This window comes from Pseudomonas sp. Bout1, from assembly GCF_034314165.1.
In the GTDB taxonomy this organism is placed as follows: Bacteria; Pseudomonadota; Gammaproteobacteria; order Pseudomonadales; family Pseudomonadaceae; genus Aquipseudomonas.
Window position 1 is genome coordinate 5,789,506 of record NZ_JAVIWK010000001.1, and the last position, 24,985, is coordinate 5,814,490.

Here is a 24,985-nt window from a genome sequence, read left to right on the forward strand (position 1 = left end):
CTAGACCTCCCGCGCAATGATGTCGGCCATACGGATACTCAGCGCTACGCCGGCCAGGGTCGGGTTGATGGTGCCGGAGGCCGGGATCACCCCGGTGGTGGCGAGGAACAGGTTGGCGTGATCGTGGGTGCGGCACTCGTGGTTGACCACCGAGTCCTTGGGGTTGGCGCCCATGATCACGGTGCCCATCAGGTGGTCGCGGTTCTGGTAGCCGGTGTCGTCTTCCACCACCGTGCCGCCCATCAGTTGCACAAAGTGCGCATAGTCTTCGGTGACGCCGGCCTTGGCGGCCTTCACGTAGTCGCCCACCTCGTAGTTGACCACCAGCATCGGGATGCCCAGGGCGTCCTTGCGGGTGCGGCTCGGGCGCACGGTGTTGGTCTGCAATGGCAGGGTTTCATACACGGTGGACACATCGACCCAACGCGCCGCGTCATGACGGATGCGCTCGTCCAGCTCCTTGCCGTACACGCCCTGAGCGATCAGCCGTTTGGCCACGGCGATGTTCGGCACGTTGTTGGAGATCGAGTGTTTGACCGAGGCGCGCTCCTTGCGGAACTCGCCGTCGCGGCGGTTGAAGATCCCGCCCTGCTGCACGGCCCCGCGCCCCGGCCACAACGGCTCGTCGGCGATAAATTGCAGGCCTTGGCCGGTGTGGTCCATCAGGTTGCGGCCGACCTGGTCGGAGGAGTTGGCGACCTCGGAAATCAGCAGCAGCTTGGGGGTTTCCAGGCCGTGGGCGGCAACGATGAAGTACTTGGCGGTGAGCCGCACATCGGCGCCGGTGGAGCTGCGGTAATGGATGGCGACGATCTTGTCGTCCGCACCTTTTTCCAGTTTATAGGCCGTGGCGTCAGTGATCAGCTTGGCGCCGGCCTGTTCGGCGTGACGGGCGTGCACGTCGCCGCTGTACATCGCGCCGATGGGGCAGACCGGCATGCAGTTGTTGTTGCCGCTGCACGCCGGGCGCCCGTCGTAGGGTTCGGTGGCACGGCCATTGGGCTCATGGATAAAGTGATAACCCGCCGGGGCCATGCGTTCGCGCAGGCGCTGGAACAAGTAGGTATCGCCCTCCGGCGCCATCGGATACGGGCTGGAACGCGGAGGGAAAGCGCCGCCACCCTGCCCGCTCTGGTCCTGGGTGTCACTGCCGCATACGCCCAAGGCAATTTCTGCGCGCACGTAATAGGGTTCCAGCTCGCTGTATTCCAGCGGCCAGTCGCGACCTACGCCGTACAGGGTCTTGAGTTTCATGTCGTTGGGCAAGTAACGCCAGCACGCCGCCGCCCAGTGCCAGGTCGTGCCGCCCACCAGCTTCAACATGCCGGGACGGAACTCGAAAGAACCGGTGTTCTCGATGTATTGCTCATCATAAGAATGATGGGCCCACGGCTCATTCGGGTACGGTGAGTTGTAATTGCCCTTGTTCGACGAGTTACGGAAGTTCTCGACTATCTTCCAGCGGGGAATATGTTCACCCGCTTCCAGAATAATCACCGACTTGCCGTGTTTGGCCAATTCAAATGCTGCGTTACTGCCTAATGCGCCGGAGCCAACCACAATGACATCGGCGTCAAAATCCTGATTCATAAAAGTGCCTTGTCTTAGTCGTTGGCCAGCGTGGCCGGAGGATTGACCCAGTAATTGGTTTTCCCCCGGGAGTACGTCGGGATCACCGTGGCGTCCGCCGTCGGCGCATAGGCCAGGGCACCGGTGAAGGTGACCAGGCGCGTGCCGTCGGTCGCGCGCAAGGACACTGGCGTACCGGTGTAGCCCAGGTACCAGGCGGAGACGATTTTTTGCGCAGTGTCCTTCACCACCGGGTCGCGGTAGAAGGGGCTGGCGGACAACTGGCTGACGCTGCGCAGGTGATGCTGGCCGACCTTGCCCCACAAGGCTTTCATCTTCTCGGGGAAGGCAGGGTCGTTCTGCGTGCACTGGGCCAGGATGCGCAAGGACAAGGCAGCATCCACGCTCGGGCGCTCAAGGAGGAACAGCGACAATTGGCGGAAGGATTCGATGTCATCCGTGGCGGCGCTGCTGACTTCCTGCGCCAGCACAGATCCGGCCCACAGCGGGGCAAACAGGCCGGCGCCGGTCAAGGCTGCGCCTGAATAAAGGAGTTTTCTACGGGTTATCACGGGATATCTCCTCATGAGTCGAACAACGATCGGCGTACAGGCCAAGTTCGACTTCACTGCAAAAGGCTGAGTACTTCGTTCACGGAGGTTGAACGGACTTTAAGAGCCCTTTTTATAACTGCCAGGAGAACGCCAAGCTGTCATGCAGCTTGTTAATTATGGTGATGAACAATAGCGCGGCCATCTATAACAGCCGCCTAAACACCGTACAGCAATTGATCCCGTAATAATATGAAACATCCCTGGGGATGATTGCTCAGTTGTGCAGGTAATCCGCAATGGGGTACTTCGCGCACAAGGTTTGGGCCTGTAAACGCAGGGACTCCTGTGCATCGGGAGCCAGAGTGAACTTGTGTTCGTTGAGTGGCGTGACGGCATCGAGTACCCGACAAATCAGGTCGACGACCTGGCGGCATCCGCCGGCATCGATGTGGCGTTGCGCCAGGGAGCCAGTGCCAATACACAGCCCGTTGGCGACGAACGACGGTCGCGTCTCGCCCGGCGCGCGATGCTTGTCCACGATGATGCCGCACCGCTCCAATGCCGCCTGGGCGATGGAGCCGCTGATGCCGCCACGCAAACGGACCAGGATCGAGTGGTTCTCACTGCGCCCGCCCACCACCTCGTAGTCGCAGGCCTGAAATGCGCTGGCCAGCTCATCGGCGGTGGTGCGGATCCGCGCCATCCAGGCGTCGAATTCCGCCGACATGGCGTAGCCGAGCGCGGCGGCCTTTGCTGCGATCATGTTGAAGGCTGGCGCGCCCTGCATCCGCGGGAACACCGCTTGATCGAGGAGCCGGCTGAAGGTGGTCTTGAGGCCGGGCACTTTGGTTTCGGCGTCGCGCCCGGAAAGGATCAAGCCGCCACGCGGGCCGCCGAGCTGCCTGTGGGTACACAGTAGGGTGACGTGGGCGGCGTTGATCGGGCTCGGATGACGCCCGGTGGCAACCAGGCCGGCGATGGTCGAGATGTCCGCCAGCAGGATCGCTCCGGCTTCGTCGGCAATCGCGCGGAACCGCTGGAAATCAATGAGGTGTGAGTACGCCGTCGCACCGCAGATGATCACGCGCGGGCGATGCGCCAGCGCCAGTGTACGTACCTGTTCGTAGTCGATAAGGCCCTTGGAGGTGGTGCCATACCTGAGCGCCTTGTAGTTCGCGCCAGTGAACGCCACGGGGCTGCCATGGCTCAAGTGCCCGCCGTGGTCTGTGGCCATACCGAGCACGGTGTCTCCAGGCTCCAACAAAGCCGCCAGCACCTGGTAATTGGCGGTCGACGCCGAGTGTGATTGCACGCCGGCGTATTGCGCACCGAACAGCTCACGCGCCCGGCGCACAGCCAGGGCTTCGACCCGATCGGCATTCTCGCACCCGGCGTGATGACGCCAGCCAAGTGTTCCCTCTGCCGTCACATTCACCAGCGCCGAGGCGGACGCCGCCAGGATATGCGGCTTCACTGCACAGGACGACGCAGCCAGTGACAGGGTTTGGTGCTGGCGCGTGACTTCCGAATCCAGCAGCCCCGCCAGCTCCGCGTCTTCTGCCCGTAGATCCGCCAGCCCTCGTTGCAGCAGGCCGGCGTGATGGCTAAATGATTGCGTGTTGACTGTCATAGTCGTGTGTTCCTTCCCTGAAAATCCCGTTCGCCTTTCCGTTGGGCGCAGGGCAATTAAGCAGAAAAATGAACATTTTCCAAATTAAATGATTCTTTTTGGCTGATCACAGAGGGACAAGCCGCGGTTTTCCCTGGCGGGATGCTGGCCAATCGCCAAAAAGCTGATCACGGTCTTTATTCTTGTAGCGGGCGCATGCAACACTTCGCGCCGCGGCGCAGCCCGCACCCAGCGCAACATGGACGCTCTGTGAAAAACATAAGGAAGTGGTGGGCACTTGATCCATAGAAAAGAACGCACCGAGTATTTGAAGAGCAACATCAAATACCTGATCAAAAGCCGCGGAGAGACGCAGCTGTCGTTGTGCACCGCGGCCGGCCTGACCCGGACCACGATCTACAACATCCTGGAAGGCAAGGTCGTCAACGTCCAGCAGTCCACCATCCGCAAGATCTCGGATTTCTTTGGCGTCTCTTATGAAGAAATCGAAACCCTCGATTTTGAAGAGAAAGAAATCATCGACAGCAGTATTTCCCCCCAGGGAAATATGAACCCCGCTGCCGTGCCCATCATCAAGGAAAGCCTGGTGATAACGAGCATGGACAAGCGCATTGGCGAACTGGCCACGCTGTACCCGCTGACCTACTACTTCGGCACATCCTACAACCTGATCGGTGTGTTGCTGGAGCGTGAAATTCCGGGGGTGAATGAGCCTGGCGACCTGCTGATCGTGCAGAAGGGCTCATCCAGCGACGATAAGGAAAAGCTGGTGTACGACCGCGTAACCAAAAAACTGTTTATCACGGATGAAGCCTGCGTGAGCTCGGATCGTATCTGTGTGGTGGGAGATATTATCGAGGAGCGTTTCAATGACCACGTATGAAGGCGAAGCCGAGAACAGTAAATACAAACTGCTGGGCTTCGAGAATGACAAGAGCCTGGCGGTGATCATGGTCATCGCCACGGGCAAGATCATTCGGATAAAACTGAGCGAAGTGCTGAACAGCGAAATCATGGACAATTTAAATAAAATGGAAGTCAAGAACATGTACAAGAAGTTCTATTCACAGGGCGGCGCGCTGACTGCGTACGACCTCAATGACCGCAATGAGAATTCATGGATGATTTATATCATCCTGAACTTGCTGCTCTTTACGTTTTATATCTTTACCAGTATTGCCGCGACCAAACCCATTTACCTGGAGTCGCTGGGCATTATCGTCACGCCCGGGACCTTCCTTTACCCACTGACGTTTCTAATCGTGGACTTGCTCAACGAGCAGTTCGGCCTGCGCCTGGCGAGACGGGCCATCCTGTTTGCGTTTGCCAGCAACGCGATGATTATTGTCCTGCTCTACGGCTCGACCTTCCTCCCCGGGCTGCCAGGCTGGAAACTCGACGGGCCGTACAACGACGTGATCATCCAGGTGTCGTCGGTGTTGATCGCCTCCTCGGTTTCGTTCCTGGTGTCGGAGAACATAAACTCGTACCTGCTGTGCAAGATCAAGGAGCTGACCAATTCCAGGTACCTGTTCCTGCGGATTTTCCTGAGTACTTTTTTCGCGGTGATTATCGACAGTTTCCTGTTCTGCTTCATCGCGTTCTACGGCGCCATGCAGACCAGCGACCTGCTGAACATGATCTACGTGCAGATCGCGATCAAAGTCTGCTTTGCGTTCTTCAACATCCTGCCGGCCTATGGGGCCCGCTCGCTGTTCAAGCGCTACATCACGGGCGATAACCAGGCCCAGCCACAAGGTAACTGATTGGTGAGCGTTCCCACGCCCGGCACGGGAACGCTCGGCATCATGCCAGTTTGCTTTTCAAACTCTGCATGACGGCGGCCTTGTTTTCCAGGTAGTCGTTCAAGCCCCGCGCGCGAAGGTTGCACGCATCGCAGTTACCACAGCCCGTGCCGATAATGCCGTTGTAGCAGGTCAGGGTCTGGTTGCGGATCAGGTCCAGCTGGTTGTGATGGTCGGCCAGGGCCCAGGTCTCGGCCTTGTTCAGCCACATCAGCGGGGTTTCCAGGCGCACGTCGTATTCCATGCCCAGTTGCAGCGCTTTGTTCAGGGCCTTGACGAACTCATCCCGGCAATCGGGATAGCCGGAGAAGTCGGTTTCGCACACGCCGGTAATCACGGTTTCTGCCTTCACCTGGTAGGCGTAAATCGCTGCCAGGGTCAAAAACAGAATGTTCCTGCCCGGCACAAAGGTGCTCGGCAGGCTTTCGCCTGAACTGTTCACCGTGGGCACCGGAATGTTGTCACGGGTCAGGCTGCTGATGGCCAGTTCGTTCAACAGCGACACGTCCATTACCTTGTGAACGGTGGCACCCAGTTGTTTGGCGAGTTTCTGTGCGACTTCAACTTCCGCCACATGCCGCTGGCCATAATCAAAGGTAATGCAATGCACTTCGTCATACAGCGCCAGCGCCTGGATCAGGCAGGTTGTCGAGTCCTGCCCACCACTGAATACGATAACGGCTTTTTTACTCATCACGTTGCTTCCTGCATTTATCACATGTGTAGGAGCGAGCTTGCTCGCGAAAAACGTCAATGATAACGCAGCGTATCTGGTTTAACGCGGCGCCTTCTGGTTTTTCTCGAGCAAGCTCGCTCCTACAAAAAAGCCCCGCGCTTCTCACGAAGGCGGGGCTTTTTCTACTTCATCCACTCAGTGAGCGTACGTCAGCAGCAACTCTTTCGGCACCTGGAAGTCCAGGGACATCATCACGCTCAAAGCAGTGATGGTGAAGATCGAGAAGACGAACAGCTTGCGTGCCCAGACGGTGTCATCCACCGCCTTGTAGCCGGTCCAGGCCATGTACAACCAGTACATGCCCATGGCGGCGGCAACGGCGAGGTAGCTCATGCCGGCGTAGCCACTGAAGGTCAACATCAAGGTCGCCACGAGGAAGGCCAGGATGTAGAGCAGGATGTGTTTCTTGGCGACCTTGATGCCACGCTTGACCGGCAGAACCGGAATCGAGGCAGCCAGGTAGTCGTTGAAACGGAAGATCGCGATGGCATAGGAGTGCGGCATCTGCCACAGGCTGAACATCACCAGTAGCACCAGCGCGGCCATGTCGAAGCTATTGGTCACAGCCACATAACCAATCACCGGCGGCATCGCCCCCGACAGACTGCCCACCAGCGTGCCGTGAACCGACTTGCGCTTGAGGTACAGGCTGTAGAAGCCGACGTAGATGACAAAGCCGATCACGGCAAACAGCGCCGCCAGCGGGTTGGCCACCTTGTACAACAACACCACGCCTGCGATACCCAGAATGGTCGCGAAGATCAGTGCCAGTTTCAGGGAGATAAGGCCCTGGACCAGCACACGATTCTTGGTGCGCTCCATCTTGATGTCGATATCGCGGTCGATGCAGTTGTTGAATACACAACCGGAAGCTACCACCAGGGACGTGCCGATCATCGCAGCCAGGAAAATGGCCAGATCGACATGCCCCTTGGAGGCCAGGAAGAAACCGCCTGCCACAGAAAGCACGTTACCGAAAATGATCCCCGGTTTGGTGATTTGGATAAAGTGCTTAAGCGACATCGGGTCTTACCTCACTTCGCCATCATGAACGTATGGATGCTGAACATGATCCATACCGACAGGCCAACCAGCAGGAGGATTACCAAGCCTGCAAACACGAACGCAATCACGTTATCGCGCTGCGCCTTCGAACGGTCCAGGTGCAGGAAGTACACCAGGTGAACCAGAACCTGAATCACCGCGAACGCCAGCACGATCATCAAGGTGATCGACTTCGGCAAGGTTGGGTACATCACCAGGCCGAACGGGATCAGCGTCAGGATGACCGACAGGATGAAGCCGATGGCGTACGACTTGACGCTGCCGTGGCTGTCATCGTGGCTGTCATGGGAATGTGCATTAGCCATTACAGAGTCCCCATCAGGTAGACAACGGTGAAGACGCAGATCCAGACCACGTCCAGGAAGTGCCAGAACAGGCTCAGGCAGCTCAGGCGAGTCTTGTTGGTGTTGGTCAGGCCATGCTTGTTGACCTGATACATCATGGTCGCCATCCAGATCAGACCGGCGGATACGTGCAGACCGTGGGTGCCTACCAGCGTGAAGAACGCCGACAGGAAGCCGCTACGGTGCGGGCCGTAACCTTCGGAGATCAGCAGGTGGAACTCGTTGACCTCCATGCCGATGAAGCCCAGGCCGAACAGGAAGGTCAGTGCCAACCAGCTCAGGACGCCTTTCTTGCTGCCCTTGTAGAAGGCCAGCATGGCGAAGCCGTAGGTGATCGAGCTGAACAACAGCAAGGCGGTTTCGCCGAGCACGTAAGGCAGTTCGAAGATGTCGTGGCCCGATGGGCCACCCGCTACGTTGTTTACCAGTACCGCGTACACCGCGAAGATCGACGCAAACAAGATGCAGTCGGTCATCAGGTAGAGCCAGAAACCGAAGACGGTCATTGGCCCCGAGTCGTGGTGATGGTCATCGTGCCCATGGTCATCGACATGGGCGTGTCCAGCATTGGTCACTAAGTTCGACATGGTTTAAGCCTGTTCCAACGAGGTTTCAACACGGTTGGCCGGGATCTTCTTCTCGGCAACCAGGCGAGCGTGTTGCTCGGCTTCGATGCGTTCGATCACGTCGACCGGCACCATGTAGCCTTGGTCATCACGGGCAGCGTGAACGATGAAGTAGCCGATGGTGCCCACCAGGCTGACGATGGCCAGCCACCAGATGTGCCAGATCATCGCGAAACCGAACACGGTCAACAGCGCGCCCATCACAACGCCGGTAGCGGTGTTGTTAGGCATGTGGATCGGCTCGTAATGCGTTGGCTTCTGGTACGCAGTACCGTCTTCCTTGGCTTCGGTGAACGGATCGATGCTGTCAGCCTTAGGCAGTACGGCAAAGTTGTAGAACGGCGGTGGCGAGGAGGTCGACCATTCCAGGGTGTGAGCATTCCATGGGTCGCCGGATTCGCACATGTTCTGCTTGCGATCACGCACGCTGACATACAGCTGAATCAACTGGCAGGCGATACCGACCGCGATCATCACCGCACCGAACATGGCAACGTACAGGTACGGTACCCACTCAGGGTTGGTGGTGGCGTTCAGACGACGGGTCATGCCCATGAAGCCCAAAGCGTAGAGCGGCATGAACGCGACGAAGAAGCCCGAGATCCAGAACCAGAATGCAGCCTTGCCCCAGCCTTCGTGCAGCTTGAAGCCGAACGCTTTCGGGAAGTAGAAGCTGAAGCCTGCGATGTAGCCGAATACTGCGCCGCCGATGATCACGTTATGGAAGTGAGCAATTACGAACAGGCTGTTGTGCAGTACGAAGTCAGCACCCGGGATGGCCAGCAGTACGCCGGTCATGCCGCCGATTGCGAAGGTCACCATGAAGCCCAGGGTCCAGAGAACCTGGCTGGTGATACGCAGACGACCGTGATAGATGGTGAATAGCCAGTTAAATAGCTTCACCCCCGTCGGGATAGAAATCAGCATCGTCGCCAGTCCGAAGAACGCGTTGACGCTGGCCCCCGAACCCATGGTGAAGAAGTGGTGCAGCCAAACCATGAAGCCCAGCACCGAGATCGCGCCCGAGGCGTAGATCATCGAGTGGTGACCGAACAGGCGCTTGCCCGAGAAGGTCGAGATCACTTCAGAGAAGATACCGAACGCTGGCAGGATCAGGATGTACACCTCAGGGTGACCCCATGCCCAGAACAGGTTCACGTACATCATTGGATTGCCACCAAGTTCATTGGTGAAAATGTGGAAATCCAGGTAACGGTCAAGCGACAGCAACGCCATGGTTGCAGCCAGGATCGGGAACGAAGCGACGATCAGTACGTTGGCCCAGGTGCAGGTCCAGGTGAAGATCGGCATGTCCATCAGCTTCATGCCCGGGGCGCGCATTTTCAAGACGGTGGCCAGGAAGTTGACCCCCGTCAGTGTCGTCCCGAGTCCTGATAACTGTAGCGCCCAGATGTAGTAGTCCACACCCACGCCAGGGCTGTAGGCCAGGCCCGACAGCGGCGGATACGCAACCCAACCGGTCTTGGCGAATTCGCCGACGCCCAGGGACAGGTTGATCAGTACCACGCCGGACACCAGCAGCCAGAAGCTCAAGGAGTTCAGGAACGGGAACGCAACGTCACGCGCACCGATCTGCAGCGGCAAGGCAAGGTTCATCAGGCCGGTGAAGAAAGGCATCGCCATGAAGATGATCATGATCACACCGTGGGCGGTGAAGATCTGGTCATAGTGTTCAGGCGGCAGGTAGCCCGGCGAACCCTCGGTGGCCATGGCCAACTGGGTACGCATCATGATGGCGTCGGCAAAACCACGCAGCAGCATGACCATGGCAACGATGACGTACATGACGCCGATTTTCTTGTGGTCGACCGAAGTCAGCCACTCGGTCCACAGGTAGGTCCACTTCTTGAAGTAAGTGATACCTGCAAACAGTGCCAGACCACCCAGCGCGATCATGGCGATGGTCACCATCACGATCGGCTCGTGGAACGGGACCGCATCCCAACTTAATTTACCAAACATCGTTTACTCCTCTGCCCCAGCAGTTGAATGCGAGCCCGTGTCAGAACCTTCAACCGCGGCCACTTCTTTCTTCTCGTGCTCGATCGGCTTGCCTGGTTTCATACCTTCGTACTTGTCGACGATTTTCTGAAACAGGTCCGGCTCGTACGTGGAGTACAGGGCGACTGGGTTGTTTTGGCTCGGTTTGGCAAGGGCTTCGTATTCAGCTTGATCAAGCTGTTTAGGTGCGGCCTTGACTTCGGCTACCCAGGCGTTGAAATCTTCCTGGCTTGTCGAGATCGCTTTGAATTTCATGCCGGTGAAGCCAGCACCGCTGTAGTTGGCGGAGATGCCTTCCATTTCAGCTTTCTCGTTTGCGATCAGGTGCAGGCGAGTCTGCATGCCTGCCATCGCGTAGATCTGGCCGCCCAGTGCAGGGATGAAGAACGAGTTCATCACGGCATCGGAGGTGATTCGGAAGTTAAGCGGGGTGTTCTCCGGGAACCGGATCTGGTTCACAGTGGCGATACCCAGGTCCGGGTAGATGAACAGCCACTTCCAGTCCAGCGCGACCACTTCGATGTTGATCGGCTTGACGTCGGAGTCCAGCGGACGGTACGGGTCCAGCTCATGGGTCGACTTATAGGTGATGTAACCCAGGGCGATGATGATGAGGATCGGCACCAGCCACACCGCGATTTCGATCTTGGTGGAGTGCGACCACTTCGGCGCATAGGTTGCGCTGGTGTTCGACGCACGGTATTTCCAGGCGAATGCGAACGTCATGATGATCACGGGCACCACGACCAACAGCATCAGCAGGGTGGCGGTGATGATCAGGTTTCGTTGATCCAGACCGACCTGACCTTTAGGGTCGAGCAAGGTCCACTTGCAGCCTCCCAGCATTAAGAGCATGCCGAGCAGCGGCAAAAAGCCTAGTAATCGGGGGTACCTGTTTTTACTCATCTCACGACCTCTAAAGCAGCTTGCGCAATGCAGTTGGGTTTTGATCGCCAACACTTCACCCTGCCAAGGGTTGGCATTTCTCTTCGATTGAATAAGGGCCTGCCCGTCGCACCTTGCGCGAATCGACACGTCCCGGGCTAGCGGTGAGTTCTTATTCGAATTCGTTGGTCAAAGGCCTTGTTACAGACCAATTCCATTTGGTGCGGATAGTTGAAAAGCTGCCGGCACCTGGGGTCGCATGAAACGTTACATCCGCCTCTCGACCGCCCTAGTTTGCTCAGGAGTGAGCAGCACCGGACATTCAGTGCGGGCGATTGTAGTTAGCTAGCGATGTATAAACCATGTCTTATCCAGAAATAATTTTTATCGTTTCCAGCAATAATCCTTCACCATTATTGCAAAGGTCCGCGATCGTATCGCGTTTGATTCTCGACAAAAACCACAAAAAATGCCGTGTTATTGGGCATTTTGCCACATCCCCTACAGGTCGTAAGGGCATCGAAAACGGATCCAAGTGCCCTGAAAACAAGGCATTCGGACATCAGGCGCTGTCACAGACCGCACGCCACGCGCGGCGTGGGCCAGACGACGAACTGACAGCCACAAATCGGGGTTTTCTGCAAATTTTCGGCGCGTTTACGGGCGTCAGAAACCTCCTGCGACAGCTTCCGTGTGACAACATGTCGCATGCTGCGCACACCCAAACTTGCCCCGCGTCACGGCCTCTTCACAAATGCCTACAAACAAAAACGCCCCGGCCTTCATAAAGGAAGGCCGGGGCGTTTGCGTGTCTACGGCTTAGGCTTTGCTCTGGCGATTACGGTAAATGCCCAGCGGTACCAGGATCACCGTCAGTACAAAGGCCACCAGCGCCCATTGGGCCAGGGACAAGCCGAGCACGGGCGGGTAAGGCGTCTCACAGAAGCCGTCGACCTGGAAACCGAGGGGAAACACCGAGGCCAGCGGCAAGCCATCGACAATCGGTTGCAGCACATCGATGCCACAGCTGACCTTCGGAAAGTACTGGATGTACACGTGATAGCCGGCGGCGGCGACGCCACCGAGGGCGCTGAGTGTCACCAGCACTTCAAACAGCGTGACGCTGCGAGGGGTGCGCATGGCGGCACCGACGAAGGCGAAGATCGCGATCAGCAGCAAGGCATAACGTTGCAGGATGCACAGCGGGCATGGCGCCTCGCCCAATACCACCTGCATGTACAGCGCCCCGCCGATCAGCGCCAGGCAGATAATGCCCAGCAGTACCAGAAAGCGTCGCTCCCTGCCCAAACGCAATTCGTCGATCATCCCCGTTTCCCTTTAGCCAATTGTGGTTGTGCCAATGGCCGCAAGTTTACACGCGGGAGGTGAAAGTTGAGCAGTTGGCGTGTGGAGGTTTAAACAGGAGGCATTAACAGGAGATTAATCAGGGAAAATGTTGTGAATGTACTGACGCCATCGCGGGCAAGCCCGGCTCCCACATTGGACAGTGTTTGCCTGGGCAACCCAGTCAAATGTGGGAGCCGGGCTTGCCCGCGATGGGCCCGACCCGGTGTATCGGTTAAATCCTATTCCAGGGCCGACGCCGGCCCAAAAAACTCATACCGGCTCTGCTTCTCCGGCACACCCAGGGCCTTGAGGTGACGCTTGATCGCCGCCATGAAGCCCTTAGGCCCCAGGAAGTACGCGTCCACATCCCGCTCCATAGGCAACCACGCCGCCAGTTGCTCCTGACTCAGCATGCCAACCTTGTCCGCCGCCGGGCTCACGCCATCATCTTCGGCATAGCAATAGAAGCGCTTGAGCTGCGGATGCTGCGCCGCCAGGCCATCCACCCACTCGCGGAACGCATGCACCCCGCCATTGCGCGCGCAGTGGATAAAGTGAATCGGCCGCTCGGTGGCCAAGGCCGCTTCGAGCATCGGCAAGGTCGGCGTGATGCCCACGCCACCGCTGATCAGCACCAACGGCTTGTCGCTGGCCGCCAGGGTGAACTCCCCCGAAGGTGGAAACAGGTCAATGGTCGCGCCTACCTGAAACTGGTCATGCAGGTAATTGGACACCCGGCCACCGGCCTCGCGCTTGACGCTGATACGGTACTGGCCCGAGTCGCCACGCGCCGACAGGGAGTAGTTGCGGCGCACTTCCTCGCCATCGAGCAGCAGCTTCATGCCGATGTATTGCCCTGGCTCGGCGGCGAGGATCGGGCCGTTATCCACAGGCGCGAAGTAGAACGAGATGATTTCCGCGCTCTCCTCCACCCGCTTGACCAGCGTGAACGAACGCGCACCGCGCCAGCCGCCCGGCGCCTCTTCCTTCTCTTTATAGATAGCCGCTTCGGCACCGATCAGGATGTCGGCCAACTGGCCATAGGCAGCGCCCCACGCCGCCATCACTTCAGGGGTGGCGATTTCGCTGCCCAGCACTTCGCTAATCGCCCGCAGCAGGCAGGTACCCACGATCGGGTAATGCTCCGGCAAAATCTGCAAGGCCACGTGCTTGTTGATGATCTTCGCCACCAGGTCGCCCAACTGGTCCAGTTGGTCGATATGCCGGGCGTACATCAACACACCGTTGGCCAAGGCGCGAGGCTGGTCGCCGCTGGCCTGGTGCGCCTGGTTGAACAGCGGGCGCACTTGCGGGTACTCGGACAGCATCATGCGGTAGAAATGGGTGATCAGCGCTTCGCCGCCACTTTCCAGCAGAGGCACGGTGGATTTGACGATGGCACGGTCTTGGGCACTAAGCATGGCAGACTCCTGAGTCTTCTTACTGAATGCCCTTTACTACTCAGTATCCGTGCCAACTATTAAAATCTTATAAATCAATAGGTTGAAATTATTGTAGTCAGTTTGACTTCCTACACCTTATAGTCACTATGACTATAAGGAGTCATTATGACTGCGAAGCCACTGCTCACCACCCTGCTGCCCCTGGTTGCCGACCTGTCCCGCGAGCTGCCCGAAGGCGAGCGCTATCGGCGCCTGCTCCAGGCCATGCGCGCCCTGCTGCCCTGCGATGCTGCCGCCCTGCTGCGCCTGGACGGAGAATGGCTGGTGCCGCTGGCGGTGGACGGCTTGAGCACCGACACCCTCGGCCGGCGTTTCAAGGTCAGCGAGCACCCGCGTTTCGGCGTGCTACTCAGCAGTGCCGGCCCTACCCGTTTTGACAGCGACAGCGAACTGCCCGACCCCTACGACGGTTTGGTGGACGGCTTGCACGGGCACCTGGAAGTTCACGACTGCATGGGTTGCCCGCTGTTTGTCGACGACCAGCCCTGGGGCCTGCTGACCCTCGACGCCCTCGACACCGAACGCTTCGAGCGGGTGGAACTGGACGCTTTGCAAGCTTTCGCCAGCCTCGCCGCCGCGACCGTCAACGTGGCCGAGCGCATCGAACGCCTGGCCCTGCGTGCCGAAGACGAACACCAGCGCGCCGAAATCTACCGCCAGGCCAGCGGCCAGCAGCACAAGGAAATGATCGGCCAGAGCAAGACCCACAAGCGTCTGGTGGAAGAAATCAACCTGGTGGGCGGCAGCGACCTCACAGTGTTGATCACCGGCGAGACCGGCGTGGGCAAGGAGCTGGTGGCCCAGGCGATCCACGCCGCCTCATCCCGCGCCGAAAAACCGCTGATCAGCCTCAACTGCGCCGCCCTGCCGGAAACCCTGGTGGAAAGCGAGCTGTTCGGCCACGTGCGTGGGGCGTTTACCGGCGCGCTGAATGAACGCCGTGGCAAATTCGAACTGGCGAATGGCGGCACACTGTTTCTGGATGAAGTGGGCGAGTTGTCCCTCACCGTGCAGGCCAAGCTGCTGCGGGTGCTGCAAAGCGGTCAGTTGCAGCGCCTGGGGTCCGACAAGGAGCATCAGGTGGATGTACGCCTGATCGCCGCCACTAACCGCGACTTGGCCGAAGAAGTGCGCAGCGGCCGCTATCGCGCCGACTTCTACCACCGTTTGAGTGTGTACCCGCTGCAAGTCCCGGCGCTGCGCGAGCGGGGTCGCGACGTGCTGCTCCTGGCCGGTTTTTTCCTCGAACAGAATCGCTCACGCATGGGCTTGGGCAGCCTGCGCCTGACCAGCGACGCGCAGGCGGCGCTGCTGGCCTATATGTGGCCTGGCAATGTGCGCGAACTGGAACACCTGATCGGCCGCAGCGCCTTGAAAGCCCTGGGCAACTGCCGGGAACGGCCGAAGATTCTCAGCCTGAGTGCGGCCGACCTGGACTTGCCTGATGTGTCTGCGCCACCGATTGCAGAGCAACCCGACGCCGTGCCAGAGGTGACCGGCGACCTGCGCCTGGCCACCGAGAACTACCAGCGCCAGGTCATCAGCGCTTGCCTGGAGCGCCACCAGCACAACTGGGCCAGCGCGGCCCGCGAGCTGGGCCTGGACCGGGCCAACCTGGGACGGATGGCCAAGCGACTCGGCCTGAAGTAGCGAACGGTGATTCCCAGGCAAAGGAGATCCACTGTGGGAGCTGGCTTGCCTGCGATGCAGGCACCTCGGTCCTTCAGCCGCACCGAGGTGATGCTATCGCGGGCAAGCCCGGCTCCCACACAAGCCCACCCCACAGTCAGATCTGCTTCGCCTTGTAGATTGGACTGATCGGCGCACTAGCCTTGGGCTTACGAAACACCAACACATTCCCCAGCATCACCAGCACCAACCCTCCCAACGCCGGCGCCGTCCACTGATAGCCCTCGGCAAAGGCCGAGACGTTCAGTGCCACCACCGGGAACAGCACGGTGCAATACGCCGCCCGCTCCGGGCCCATGCGGCCGACCAACGTCAGGTAGGCGGTAAACCCAATCACCGAGCCCGGGATTACCAGGTACAGCAACGAACCGATATAGCGGCTGTTCCATTCCATGTCGAACGGAATGCCCTGCACCGCACAGTACATCGCCAGCATCGAGGCGCCATAGGCCATGCCCCAGGCATTGGTGGTCAGCGGCTTGAGGCCGGCTTTCTGTTGCAGGCTCGACAGCATGTTGCCCGCCGAGAAACACAGGGTGCCGAGCAACGCCAGGCCCAGGCCGAGCAAGGTTTGCGGGCTGGCGGTGTGCCCCACCAATTCAGGCCAGAACAACAGCCCCAGGCCCAGCAAGCCAAGGCCGCCGCCCATCAATACATTGCGCGCTACCTTCTGGCCGAAGAACACCCGGGCGTTCAACGCGTTCCACAAAGTGGCCGTCGAGAACACCACCGCCACCAGGCCGCTGGGGAGCCACTGGCTGGCGGTCAGGAAGCACATGAAGTTGACGCAAAACAGGCACAGGCCCTGGGCCAGGCAGATCAAATGCCCGCGGCGGTTCATCACCTGCAGCTTGCGGCTGAGTAGCAACATCACGAACAGCACCAGCGCTGCGAGGCCAAAGCGATAGACGATCGACACCGGAATCGCTACCACCCCCAATTGCCACTTGAGGGCAATCCACGTGGTGCCCCAGATCAGTACGGTGAGTAAATACAGGAAAAGGTTCATGTCGGGCTCCGAGGGTTGAGCCACAGTTTCCCACCGGGCAGCACCAGGCCTCTTGCACATTCTTGCGCTTTTGTCGGCTGCCGGGCGCACAGCCGCCGCTGCTGGGAGTAGGATGCAAGCCGTCAGAGAGTACGAATATGCCGCCACTGGAAACCCTGCAAGTCTTTCAATCCCTCAACCGCTCGCCCAATGCTCGCCTTGAGCTGTGCGCCGAGCTCGGTGACGGCTTGTCTGCAGCCTTGTGGAGCAACCATCATGACGCCCAGGATTACCAAGCCCCCGACCACCACACACTGTCGTGCTACATCGGCGGCGGCACCGGCACTTTTCGCCGCGACCAACCCGGCACCAAGGGCGGCCCCGACAAACTGTGCATCCTGCCCGCCGACCATCAGTCGGCGTGGGTGATCAACGGCGAGATCCGCCTGGCCCACGTGTATTTCAGCCCCGAGCAATTCGCCCTGGGTTGCGTGACATTACTGGACCGTGAGCCGCGCGAGTTGCTGCTGCGTGAGAGCACGTTCCTGGACGATGCCCAGCAGGCCCTACGCTTTCACCAACTGATCAGCCTGAACTGGAAAGAGCCCGCTGAACGCTTGCTGACCAGCAGCCTGGCTCATGAACTGCTCAGTCATGCCCTACTCAGCCAGGTTGGAATGCGTGAGGGTTTGCGCTTGAAAGGCGGGCTCGCCGCCCATCAACGCCGGCAACTGGTGGAGTACATCGACCAGCAGTTGGCCGAGCCGGTCAGCCTCGGGCAACTGGCAGGCTTGTGTGCATTGTCGGAGTACCACTTTGCGCGGATGTTTCGCGAGAGTTTCGGCCTGCCGCCCCACCAATACCTGCTGGCGCGACGACTGGCCCGCGCCCGGGAGCTGTTGCGTGGAGGGGCGTTGCCGTTGGGCGAGATTGCGCTGGCGTGCGGGTTTTCCAGTGCCAGCCACTTTACCAACCGGTTTCGCCAGGCGATGGGGGCGACGCCGGGTGAATACCGCCACGCCTTCCTGCCTTGAGCTACAACTCAAGTAAATCAAGCAATGGAATCTGAGAATGTGGGAGCTGGCTTGCCTGCGATGGCATCACCTCGGTGTATCTGACATACCGAGGCGTCTGCATCGCAGGCAAGCCACTCCCACATTTGATCTTCAGCGCTCAATAGTCCGTGCTGTTGGCCAGTGCCGTGGCCAGGCGGTTTTCCAGTGCCTTGATGCGTGCGCCCTCGACCACGTAATTGTTGGTCACCATCGAAAACACCAGCTGGCGGCCCTTGGCATCGGTGACATAACCGGTCAATGACGACACGCCGCTCATGGAGCCGGTCTTGCCGTGCAGGTTGTTTTGCGCTGCCGTGTCCCGCAGGCGATAGCGCAAACTGCCGCCCACCATCCGCTGCGGATTGCCGGCAACCGGCAACGCGTTGTACCAGGCGTTGAACCACGGCTGTTTGCTGGCAGCCAGCAGCAGGTCCGTGAGGTTCTGCGACGACACCAGGTTACGCCGGGACAACCCCGAACCGTCCACCTGGTTTAACGTCGCCGTATCAATTCCCTGGCGCTTGAGGAAGCCGGCCACCGCCGCCACCCCCGCCTGAGCCGTCCCGGCATTGGCGGTCTTGCGCCCCATGGCCTTGAGCAAGGCTTCCGACATGTTGTTGTTGGAAAGCTTGAGCAATGGCGTGATCAATTCCTGTAACGGCGCCGACTCATGCATCGCGAGCACCGTCGCCGTGGGCGCAGTCACACCCCAGATCATCCGACGCCCTTGCACGCTAATCCCCTGCTCTGCCAACGCCTGCCCAAACAGATTGGCCACCAGTTGCGTCGGCTCCCACACACTGACCAATTGCCGACTCTGCTTGCCCGGCGCCAATGCGCCGCTGAGGCGCAACAGGTTGGTGCCATGCTGGCGATTGATCCCATAGCTGTTACCCGCGCCACTGACCGCACGGTTACTGAGCTGCACGTAGTCGGTCGCCGGGCTGATATCCACCGTCACCGGGTGGCCCACCGCAACCGGGGCCTTGGCCGTGACCAGCAGGGAGCCCGCGTCAAAATCCGTATTGGGCGACACCGTCAGCGCCGAAATCTGCGCGCCGTAATAGGTGCTTTCGTCGTCCTGGGACCAGTCGGTGCCCAGGCGCTCGGCGTCGAAAAAGGTGTCATCGAACACCAAATCGCCGCGCACTTGCTGGATGCCCTGTTGCGCCAGGCTGGCCGCCAGTGCCTGGTAATCGGCCCACTGGATGCTCGGGTCGCCCAGGCCTCGCAGGTACAGGTTGCCGTTAAGCACCGCGCCCTGGCGGGGGCCGTCGCTCAACAGCTGTGTGGAGAACCGATACTGCGGCCCCAACACATCCATTGCCGCCGCCGTGGTCAGCAACTTGAGGCTGGAGGCTGGGGTGAGCCGCGTGCGCGGGTTGTGTTGGTAGAGCGTGCTGGCGCTGTGGGCATCGCGCACCATCAGTGACACGCTGGCACCGTGCAGCGCCGGGTCGGCCAGCAACTGGTCGAGGGTGTCGCGGGTGGAAGTTGTCGGCGCCGTGGCGCAACCGCCCAGCAACAAGCTCAAGCCCAGCAGCAGCCCGCCGGCGTGTGTCCATCGTCCCAACCGCATAAACCTGGCATTCCTTGAATTTGGAGAGTGCGCAGCTTGTGCAATTCCTCCCGGTCAATCAAGGCCCAGGGTGGTTACGGAAAATGTATTGGCGTGAAACAGCGGGTCTGGCTTGGGCTCGGCCTTGCTCGGAGCCGGCTGGGTAAAGTCCATGGCCGGCAGGTATACCCGCTGGCTCGCCGGGTCGAACGCCATGTTGTAGGCCATCGGCAAAGTGCTGACGCTGGCGCGCACGGCGTAGTGATCGGCATCCTGTTGATCCACCAGTGTCAGGTTGGCATCGACGCCACTGGGGATCAGCAACCGCCGGTGCTGCTCGTCGTAGGCCAGGGCGTTGACGTCACGGGTGATCGCCAGCTTCGCCTTTACTTCACCGGTTTCCCGGTCGGCGACGATCAACACCGGCGACTCACCGCGACACGCCACGAACAGCCGCTGGCGCGCCACGTCCTGGGCCAGGGCGCTGGGTTTGGGGCAATCGGCGAACTGCCAGGTATCGAGCAGCGCAAAGGTGCTCGCCGAATACCGGGCGACCTTGCCTTCATCGCGCATCGGCAGGAAGAAGCTGCCGTCGCCCTTGACCAGCAGCGGGTCGATTTTCTTTACCGCCAGCTCATGGGCGCCGGTGATTCGCTCCTGCCTGGGATCGAATTCAAACAACGTCGAACGGTCCGCCCTACGTCCACTGACGATAATTACCTTGCCGGTCGAAGGTTCATACACCGCGCTGTTCAGGTTGCTTTGCGCCACCGCAATACGCTTAAGGAATTTGAGTGTGGATAACTGCACCACACTCAAGCTGCCATCCGTGTTGAGCACAAACACGCGGTCGACTTCGGGCACGAACACCACGCCATTCGCACCTTCGGACTGCGCCACCGTCTCGACCAGGCGCTGCTGCTTCACATCGAACACGCTCAGGCCGTTTTCCCGGCGGGCCAGGAACAGATAGGGCCTGGTCGGGTCCAGCCCGACAAAGCCCCAGCTGTGGGCGGAACCGGGCAGCGTCACCCGGTGCTCGCGATGGTAGGTGGCGTCATCGGCCAACGCGGTGCCACTGAGCAGCAAGGCTGCGAATAACCAAGGCTTCATCAGAACTCCAGGGTGCTTGAAACAGACACTTGGCGGGCATCACCGATGGACACGAACTGGGTATTCACGGCCGAGGTGTAATAGGTACGGTCAAACAGGTTCTTCACGTTGAGCTGGAACTTGACCTTCTGCCCGTCGACCTTGGTGTCATAGGTAGCGAACGCATCGGCCACGGTGTAACCCGGCAGGTCGAAACTGTTGGCCGCGTCGCCCGAACGCTCGCCGACATACCGTGCACCCGCGCCAACCCTCAACTGATCGCCACCGAGGATGCTGCCAAAGTCGTAAACCGCCGACAGCGAACCGGTGTTCTTCGCGACGTTTTGCAGGCGGTTGCCCTTCAGGTCCGGGTCTTCGGTGACAACAGCATCGGTGTACGCATAGCTGCCGATCACGCTCCACTTATCCGTCAACTGACCGCTGGCATCCAGCTCCAGGCCACGGGAACGCACCTTGCCGGCAACGCTGTAGACCGCCGTCAGGCCATCGCCCACTTGCACCAGCACGTTACGCTTTTCGATGTTGAACAGCGCCGCGCTGGCCGTGATGCGGCCCGGCATGTCGAGTTTGGTGCCCAACTCCCAGGACTTCGATTGCTCCGGCTCAAGGCTGCCATCCAGTATCGTTTTGTTCGCCAGCGGCGCGATGGTGGAGTTGGGTTTGAACGACTCGGTGTAACTGCCGTAGAACGACAGCTCGTCGGTATAGCGGTATACCAGGCCCACACGCGGCACCCATTTCTGGCCATTGCCGTCGGTGTTGGCGGTGAACGGCACGCCCTTGCCCGCATATTGGTCGTACATCTGATAGCGCGCACCGCCCACCACAATCCATTGGTCGGTGAGGTGGATCGCGTCCTGCATGAACAGCGAGTCGCTGCGCAACAGATCCATCTGGTTGCTGTCCGGCGCGCTGACTGTGGTGCCCGCTACTTCGTTACCGTAGACCGGGTCGTTGTAGTTGAACGTACCCCGGGGCGACTGGCGGATCAGGTCGGCGCGGTAGATTTTGCGGTACTCGTCATCCAGGCCGAAGGTCAGGTCGTGTTGCATCCCGGCGACGTTCACCTTGCCTTCAAGGCTGGCGGTGGCGAAGCGGTCCGTGGTCAGCGCGCCCTGGGTGCCGTCCATGCTGCGCGTCAGGGTACCGTTGCTGTTGACCTTTACCACACGCACCTGGCTGGCATCGTAGGTCTCGCGGTTCCAGCTGTAGCCGAAGTGGGCTTTCCAATCGTCATTCAGGTCATGGTCGGCTTCGAAGCGGTACAGGTCGGAGCGGCCTTCCATGTTGTTGAAAGGCTCGTCCAGGCGGCGCGTGGACGGGATATCAAGTGGGTGGTTGGTCTTGGGATCGATGGCGGTGCCGCGGTCGAACGGCGAGAGAAACTCCCGATGCTCGTAAGCAAACAACAGCTTGGTGCTGTCGCCATACCAGGCCAGCGAGGGGGCGATCAGGCTCTCGCGGTGGGTGCCGAAGTTGCGCCAGTAATCTTCGTCTTCATGATCAACGATCAAGCGGTACGCCAACCCGCTGTCACCGATCGGCCCGGTGGTGTCGAGGTTGCCGCCACTGCCGTTCTTGCCGTCACCAAAGGTCGAGCCGCGCACGGTCAGCGAGGTGGACTGGATCAACTCGGGCTTCTTGCTGACGATATTGACCACGCCGCCCGGGTCCTGAATGCCGTACAGCAATGACGACGGGCCCTTGAGCACTTCGACGCGCTCGGCGGTGGAGTTCAGCGCGCGGCCCTGCACCACCGGCATGCCGTCCTGCATGATCGAACCGTTACGGTTATCGCCAAACCCGCGCAGCATCACCGCGTCCTGGGTGCTGCCCAAGGTATTGGCCTGGGTGATGCCGCTGACATTGGCCAGGGCATCGTCGAGGTTACGCGGCTGTTGATCGCGAATCACCTGGGCCGGGACGACGTTAACGGTTTGTGGAGTTTCCAGCAGCAAGCCATGGGAACGCATCACCGAACTGGTCGGCGGCGGCTGATAACTGGTGGTGTCCGACGGCTGGGCGGTACCGTTGATGGTGGTAGCGCCGAGGTTCAGCGCGCCTTCGGTGGGCAACGGTTCCAGGGCCAGGGTGCGGGCGTCGATCTGGCGGAACGTGAAGCCGGAATTGCCCAACAGGCGCTGCATGGCCTGGGTTGCACTCATCTGCCCGGTGATCGCCGGTGCCTTGATGGCGTAGGGCGCTTCGTCGGTGTAGACCACGCTGATGCCGGTCACCCGGGTGAAGTCGCTCAAGGCCTGGGGCAACGGCTTGGCGGCCAGGGCAAAGTTGAACACGGTGCTCTGTTGCTGCGCCTCGGCCGCCTGCGCCATGCCCAAGGGCAGCAGCGCCAGCCCCGAAACCGCCAATACCGAGGCTCCCAGCCACTGTTTAACCAAACCCGCCGACGTTGCCCTGGACTTCATGCTTTGAGAACCCGTGTGTAAAAACGCTGTTAATGCGAATTAATCGCAGTTTCAAGCACTACACGGATGGCCGACAGCTTTACCTCACATCGTTTTGAAAATAATTTCGGTTACACCGATTGGATCCGAAACCCGAAGCGCGGAAAGTGCACGTGCACAGTGCCGCCCCGCTCGTCGGTGCGTCGCACAATCAGCTCTTCACTGCCGGTAAACAGCAGTTCGCCCGCTACCGGGTCGACACCGTAATCGGTCGCAGAGACGGTCACCTGCTGGCCGGCTTTAAAGCCGTTCGGGTCGACGAACAACTCTTCAGGCAAGGCCGCCGGTGCCGCGTTGCGAGCCACCTCCAGTGCCTGTTCCGAGGTCATTTCGCTGGAGGTGCCATGGCCGAAACCAAACACCCGGCCCAACCATGCCGAAACGGCGGGATAGGCGTCCACCAGCGGCGCCGTCACGGGTGTGGCCTTGAGAAACCACAGGGGATGGGCCAGGGAGAAGTCGGCAATCGACGGCTCGCCAAACAGGAAGTCCCCCGATTCACGCTGCAGCTGTTGCTCCAGCCGCGCCATGATCGCCGGCCATTGATGGCGCGCCAGTTCCGCCGGAATGCGCGTCGCCGAACCACCGCTGAACAACGCGCTACGGTCGGCGATAAACGCCTTGATCGCTTCGGGTGGCAACTTGGCAAAACGCACCGCTACCGACTCGGGCTGGAACACCAGGCTGACGGCATGGGCAAACACCACCGAATCGGCCCACGCGGCGAATGTGCGGGTGATCGCTTCCTGGCCGAGCGGGAACAGGGCCGGCGAGGATTTTTCCTGCTCAAGGCGCCGGGCAATCAGCGCGGTGTCGCAATAGATGTCAGCGCCGACCTGCAGCACGGGAGTCTTGCGGTAGCCGCCGGTGAGCGCGGTCAGGTCGGGCTTGGGCATCACCGGCGAGATGTGCACCGAACGCCAGGACAAGCCCTTGAAGCCCAGCAGCAGGCGAGCTTTTTCCGCGAACGGGGATGTCGGGTAATGGTGAAGAATCAACTCGGACATGCTGGACTCCGCTAAAACAAGTGGACGTGTAGCTTAGCTCGCCACACCGTCGTTTGGCGTGATGGGAACCCATCAGTCAAATTGATACGCCGGTGGCCGCCAGGCATTCCTTGGCGCTTTTCTTCAACTTCTTGATCAGCCGCTCCTGGCGCAGCGCCTCGCCCTTGCTCGCACACGCTTCGGTATACACCAGCGCGACCGCCGGGCTGGACAGGAAAAACCGTGCGCCCTTGCCGCTCTGGTGAGAGGCAAAACGGCGCACCGGGTCATTGCTGATGCCGCAATAGAGCGAGCCATTGGCGGCACGCACCAGGTAGACAAACCACGGCTTGGCTTCGACAGGCACAACTTCAGAAGCGCTATTCACAATCCGTTCCGACACCACAAGAGAAGAACACGCATCTTATCAATGCCTCCATGTCCTGTGGCGAGGGGGCTTGTCCCCCGTTGGGCCGCGAAGCGGCCCTAATCAGCAATCGCGGTCCTTCTGAAAAGGCCGCAATTACCTTTCTGGGGCCGCTTCGCGGCCCAACGGGGGACAAGCCCCCTCGCCACGGGCCTGGAACGCCTTCAGCCCTTTCAACGCCTGGGCGCGCACGGCGTTTTTCACCAGGGGTGTCCAGCCCAGCAACAGCCCTTTGGTGCCCAACGCCTGGCGCGACCAGCGCCACAGGTCGAAGTGGTCGTGGTGCTCACAGATCTTGCCATCGCGAAACACAAAGCGCGCCTGGATATCGTTGACCACGGTGTTGCCGGTGGCACTGAACAGGTAGGTCGCCACCCAGTGCGCGCTGCCGGTGATTTCGTCGCTGCGCACGCTGTCGAAGGTCAGGGAAAAGTCCTTGGCGCGGGTGGTGAGCATGCGCCACATGTCGCCGGCATCACGGCCACGCAACTCACCGAAGGCCGGGTCGCTGAACACCACATCGTCGGTGTAGCAGGCGCTCATGGCCTCGGCGTCCAGGCGCTGAAACGCGCTGTAAAATTCGGTGATCAGGACGTTATGCGCGTCGCTCATGGGCAGGTTCCGCAAAAGGAATTGGGGGGGCCGGGTACGATAATCC

General features: G+C 60.1%; 22 protein-coding genes and 1 pseudogene. 5 read left to right on the forward strand and 18 right to left on the reverse strand.

Annotated features, from left to right (window positions below; translation table 11 throughout):
• From RGV33_RS26795 to glyA, 3 genes are all read right to left on the reverse strand, one after another.
• The gene (locus tag RGV33_RS26795; protein ID WP_322147273.1) at positions 1-1,590 is read right to left on the reverse strand and encodes a GMC family oxidoreductase; all 1,590 of its coding nucleotides are present in this window, start codon (positions 1,588-1,590) and stop codon (positions 1-3) included.
• Positions 1,591-1,604: 14 nt separating this feature from the next.
• Positions 1,605-2,141: a sugar dehydrogenase complex small subunit gene (locus tag RGV33_RS26800; RefSeq protein WP_322147274.1), complete on the reverse strand. Its 537-nt coding sequence runs from the start codon at positions 2,139-2,141 to the stop codon at positions 1,605-1,607.
• 256 nt (positions 2,142-2,397) lie between these two features.
• Positions 2,398-3,753: a serine hydroxymethyltransferase gene (gene glyA, locus RGV33_RS26805; RefSeq protein ID WP_322147275.1), complete on the reverse strand. Its 1,356-nt coding sequence runs from the start codon at positions 3,751-3,753 to the stop codon at positions 2,398-2,400.
• A 277-nt stretch (positions 3,754-4,030) separates the two neighbouring features.
• On the opposite strand from glyA, the gene RGV33_RS26810 reads away from it, so the two are divergent.
• Positions 4,031-4,636 carry a helix-turn-helix transcriptional regulator gene (locus tag RGV33_RS26810; RefSeq protein ID WP_322147277.1) on the forward strand — a complete coding sequence of 202 codons (606 nt, stop codon included), beginning with the start codon at positions 4,031-4,033 and terminating at the stop codon, positions 4,634-4,636.
• Positions 4,623-5,519, forward strand: coding sequence for a queuosine precursor transporter (locus RGV33_RS26815; protein ID WP_322147279.1), 897 nt, complete (start codon positions 4,623-4,625; stop codon positions 5,517-5,519). The genes RGV33_RS26810 and RGV33_RS26815 overlap by 14 nt, the downstream gene beginning before the upstream one ends.
• Before the next feature lie 40 nt (positions 5,520-5,559).
• On the opposite strand, the gene queC is transcribed toward RGV33_RS26815, so the two are convergent.
• The 6 genes from queC to cyoA all read right to left on the reverse strand — a co-directional run bounded on the left by queC (position 5,560) and on the right by cyoA (position 11,257).
• On the reverse strand, positions 5,560-6,252 hold the full coding sequence (gene queC, locus RGV33_RS26820; protein ID WP_322147281.1) for a 7-cyano-7-deazaguanine synthase QueC: 693 nt from the start codon (positions 6,250-6,252) through the stop codon (positions 5,560-5,562).
• Between the two features lie 177 nt (positions 6,253-6,429).
• Positions 6,430-7,317 carry a heme o synthase gene (gene cyoE, locus RGV33_RS26825; RefSeq protein ID WP_003216376.1) on the reverse strand — a complete coding sequence of 296 codons (888 nt, stop codon included), beginning with the start codon at positions 7,315-7,317 and terminating at the stop codon, positions 6,430-6,432.
• 11 nt (positions 7,318-7,328) lie between these two features.
• Positions 7,329-7,664 (reverse strand): cytochrome o ubiquinol oxidase subunit IV, encoded by a 336-nt coding sequence (cyoD, locus tag RGV33_RS26830; protein ID WP_003216374.1) that lies wholly within the window; start codon positions 7,662-7,664, stop codon positions 7,329-7,331.
• Complete coding sequence (locus RGV33_RS26835) at positions 7,664-8,290, reverse strand: cytochrome o ubiquinol oxidase subunit III (RefSeq protein ID WP_177040736.1); 627 nt, start codon at positions 8,288-8,290, stop codon at positions 7,664-7,666. The genes cyoD and RGV33_RS26835 overlap by 1 nt, the downstream gene beginning before the upstream one ends.
• Positions 8,291-8,293: 3 nt before the next feature.
• Positions 8,294-10,312, reverse strand: coding sequence for a cytochrome o ubiquinol oxidase subunit I (cyoB, locus tag RGV33_RS26840; protein WP_076015659.1), 2,019 nt, complete (start codon positions 10,310-10,312; stop codon positions 8,294-8,296).
• A gap of 3 nt (positions 10,313-10,315) precedes the next feature.
• Positions 10,316-11,257, reverse strand: a complete 942-nt coding sequence (gene cyoA, locus RGV33_RS26845; RefSeq protein WP_088424139.1) for a ubiquinol oxidase subunit II — start codon at positions 11,255-11,257, stop codon at positions 10,316-10,318.
• Between the two features lie 27 nt (positions 11,258-11,284).
• Between cyoA and RGV33_RS26850 the strand changes: the two are divergent.
• Positions 11,285-11,499: pseudogene (locus RGV33_RS26850) on the forward strand (hypothetical protein).
• 556 nt (positions 11,500-12,055) lie between these two features.
• Here RGV33_RS26850 and RGV33_RS26855 read toward each other — a convergent pair.
• Both RGV33_RS26855 and hmpA read right to left on the reverse strand, forming a co-directional pair.
• The gene (locus tag RGV33_RS26855) at positions 12,056-12,562 is read right to left on the reverse strand and encodes a disulfide bond formation protein B (protein WP_322147283.1); all 507 of its coding nucleotides are present in this window, start codon (positions 12,560-12,562) and stop codon (positions 12,056-12,058) included.
• Positions 12,563-12,822: 260 nt separating this feature from the next.
• Positions 12,823-14,004 (reverse strand): NO-inducible flavohemoprotein, encoded by a 1,182-nt coding sequence (gene hmpA, locus RGV33_RS26860; RefSeq protein WP_322147284.1) that lies wholly within the window; start codon positions 14,002-14,004, stop codon positions 12,823-12,825.
• A 147-nt stretch (positions 14,005-14,151) separates the two neighbouring features.
• Between hmpA and norR the strand changes: the two genes are divergently transcribed.
• Positions 14,152-15,696 carry a nitric oxide reductase transcriptional regulator NorR gene (gene norR, locus RGV33_RS26865; protein ID WP_322147286.1) on the forward strand — a complete coding sequence of 515 codons (1,545 nt, stop codon included), beginning with the start codon at positions 14,152-14,154 and terminating at the stop codon, positions 15,694-15,696.
• A gap of 136 nt (positions 15,697-15,832) precedes the next feature.
• Here the strand turns inward: norR and RGV33_RS26870 are convergent, their stop codons facing one another.
• Positions 15,833-16,744 carry a DMT family transporter gene (locus RGV33_RS26870; protein WP_322147288.1) on the reverse strand — a complete coding sequence of 304 codons (912 nt, stop codon included), beginning with the start codon at positions 16,742-16,744 and terminating at the stop codon, positions 15,833-15,835.
• A gap of 137 nt (positions 16,745-16,881) precedes the next feature.
• On the opposite strand from RGV33_RS26870, the gene RGV33_RS26875 reads away from it, so the two are divergent.
• Positions 16,882-17,757, forward strand: a complete 876-nt coding sequence (locus tag RGV33_RS26875) for an AraC family transcriptional regulator (RefSeq protein ID WP_322147290.1) — start codon at positions 16,882-16,884, stop codon at positions 17,755-17,757.
• A 139-nt stretch (positions 17,758-17,896) separates the two neighbouring features.
• Here the strand turns inward: RGV33_RS26875 and dacB are convergent, their stop codons facing one another.
• The 6 genes from dacB to RGV33_RS26905 all read right to left on the reverse strand — a co-directional run bounded on the left by dacB (position 17,897) and on the right by RGV33_RS26905 (position 24,939).
• Entirely contained in the window at positions 17,897-19,357 is a 1,461-nt protein-coding gene (dacB, locus tag RGV33_RS26880; RefSeq protein WP_322147292.1) for a D-alanyl-D-alanine carboxypeptidase/D-alanyl-D-alanine-endopeptidase, read from the reverse strand.
• Between the two features lie 54 nt (positions 19,358-19,411).
• Positions 19,412-20,449 (reverse strand): hypothetical protein, encoded by a 1,038-nt coding sequence (locus RGV33_RS26885; RefSeq protein WP_322147293.1) that lies wholly within the window; start codon positions 20,447-20,449, stop codon positions 19,412-19,414.
• Positions 20,449-22,875, reverse strand: a complete 2,427-nt coding sequence (locus RGV33_RS26890; protein ID WP_322147294.1) for a TonB-dependent receptor — start codon at positions 22,873-22,875, stop codon at positions 20,449-20,451. The genes RGV33_RS26885 and RGV33_RS26890 overlap by 1 nt, the downstream gene beginning before the upstream one ends.
• A gap of 110 nt (positions 22,876-22,985) precedes the next feature.
• A complete protein-coding gene (locus RGV33_RS26895; RefSeq protein WP_322147296.1) occupies positions 22,986-23,921 on the reverse strand; it encodes a glutathione S-transferase family protein in 936 nt (311 codons plus the stop codon).
• Positions 23,922-23,997: 76 nt separating this feature from the next.
• Positions 23,998-24,288: a GIY-YIG nuclease family protein gene (locus RGV33_RS26900; RefSeq protein WP_322147297.1), complete on the reverse strand. Its 291-nt coding sequence runs from the start codon at positions 24,286-24,288 to the stop codon at positions 23,998-24,000.
• 135 nt (positions 24,289-24,423) lie between these two features.
• A complete protein-coding gene (locus tag RGV33_RS26905) occupies positions 24,424-24,939 on the reverse strand; it encodes a nuclear transport factor 2 family protein (protein WP_322147298.1) in 516 nt (171 codons plus the stop codon).
• Positions 24,940-24,985: the final 46 nt, after the last annotated feature.

What these genes read in the sequence shown, in the direction of transcription:
- cyoE (WP_003216376.1), bottom strand. Translation starts at nt 7,317, where the DNA reads ATGTCGCTTAAGCACTTTATCCAAATCACCAAACCGGGGATCATTTTC.
- glyA (WP_322147275.1), bottom strand. Translation starts at nt 3,753, where the DNA reads ATGACAGTCAACACGCAATCATTTAGCCATCACGCCGGCCTGCTGCAA.
- RGV33_RS26795 (WP_322147273.1), bottom strand. Translation starts at nt 1,590, where the DNA reads ATGAATCAGGATTTTGACGCCGATGTCATTGTGGTTGGCTCCGGCGCA.
- RGV33_RS26870 (WP_322147288.1), bottom strand. Translation starts at nt 16,744, where the DNA reads ATGAACCTTTTCCTGTATTTACTCACCGTACTGATCTGGGGCACCACG.
- RGV33_RS26890 (WP_322147294.1), bottom strand. Translation starts at nt 22,875, where the DNA reads ATGAAGTCCAGGGCAACGTCGGCGGGTTTGGTTAAACAGTGGCTGGGA.
- cyoA (WP_088424139.1), bottom strand. Translation starts at nt 11,257, where the DNA reads ATGAGTAAAAACAGGTACCCCCGATTACTAGGCTTTTTGCCGCTGCTC.
- dacB (WP_322147292.1), bottom strand. Translation starts at nt 19,357, where the DNA reads ATGCGGTTGGGACGATGGACACACGCCGGCGGGCTGCTGCTGGGCTTG.
- cyoB (WP_076015659.1), bottom strand. Translation starts at nt 10,312, where the DNA reads ATGTTTGGTAAATTAAGTTGGGATGCGGTCCCGTTCCACGAGCCGATC.
- queC (WP_322147281.1), bottom strand. Translation starts at nt 6,252, where the DNA reads ATGAGTAAAAAAGCCGTTATCGTATTCAGTGGTGGGCAGGACTCGACA.
- norR (WP_322147286.1), top strand. Translation starts at nt 14,152, where the DNA reads ATGACTGCGAAGCCACTGCTCACCACCCTGCTGCCCCTGGTTGCCGAC.
- RGV33_RS26905 (WP_322147298.1), bottom strand. Translation starts at nt 24,939, where the DNA reads ATGAGCGACGCGCATAACGTCCTGATCACCGAATTTTACAGCGCGTTT.
- hmpA (WP_322147284.1), bottom strand. Translation starts at nt 14,004, where the DNA reads ATGCTTAGTGCCCAAGACCGTGCCATCGTCAAATCCACCGTGCCTCTG.
- RGV33_RS26875 (WP_322147290.1), top strand. Translation starts at nt 16,882, where the DNA reads ATGCCGCCACTGGAAACCCTGCAAGTCTTTCAATCCCTCAACCGCTCG.
- RGV33_RS26835 (WP_177040736.1), bottom strand. Translation starts at nt 8,290, where the DNA reads ATGTCGAACTTAGTGACCAATGCTGGACACGCCCATGTCGATGACCAT.
- RGV33_RS26885 (WP_322147293.1), bottom strand. Translation starts at nt 20,449, where the DNA reads ATGAAGCCTTGGTTATTCGCAGCCTTGCTGCTCAGTGGCACCGCGTTG.
- RGV33_RS26895 (WP_322147296.1), bottom strand. Translation starts at nt 23,921, where the DNA reads ATGTCCGAGTTGATTCTTCACCATTACCCGACATCCCCGTTCGCGGAA.
- RGV33_RS26855 (WP_322147283.1), bottom strand. Translation starts at nt 12,562, where the DNA reads ATGATCGACGAATTGCGTTTGGGCAGGGAGCGACGCTTTCTGGTACTG.
- RGV33_RS26815 (WP_322147279.1), top strand. Translation starts at nt 4,623, where the DNA reads ATGACCACGTATGAAGGCGAAGCCGAGAACAGTAAATACAAACTGCTG.
- cyoD (WP_003216374.1), bottom strand. Translation starts at nt 7,664, where the DNA reads ATGGCTAATGCACATTCCCATGACAGCCACGATGACAGCCACGGCAGC.